Genomic DNA, 306 nt, shown 5'->3' with positions numbered 1-306 from the left:
GTGACCACGACAGCCTTCAGCGAAAATTGTGTATTTGGCATGCAGTTCATAACCCGGGGTAAAGTTATGCGTCGGCTCGCCATCTTTACCAATGCCCATGTCACCGGTTTGGATGCCTTTGACTGTGTCATCGGCATGATACAGAATTTCAGACGCGGCAAAGCCCGGGAAGATCGATACTTCGAGTTCTTCGGCTTTCTGGCCTAACCAGCGCACCACGTTGCCGAGCGAGATGACATAGTTGCCATCGTTATGCATGGTTTTAGGCACCATCCAGTGCGGTGCTTCCTGTGATTTTTCATCTGA

At 50.7% G+C, this 306-nt stretch carries 1 protein-coding gene; it reads right to left on the bottom strand.

Annotated features, from left to right (window positions below; translation table 11 throughout):
• A partial coding sequence (locus tag NI465_RS16620) for an NAD(P)/FAD-dependent oxidoreductase (RefSeq protein WP_435575065.1) occupies positions 1–306 on the bottom strand: 306 nt, incomplete at both ends.

This window comes from Acinetobacter lwoffii (assembly GCF_024129855.1).
GTDB lineage: Bacteria > Pseudomonadota > Gammaproteobacteria > Pseudomonadales > Moraxellaceae > Acinetobacter > Acinetobacter lwoffii_L.
Note: the sequence above shows the minus strand (reverse complement) of the source record. Positions and strands in the feature narration are given on the sequence as shown.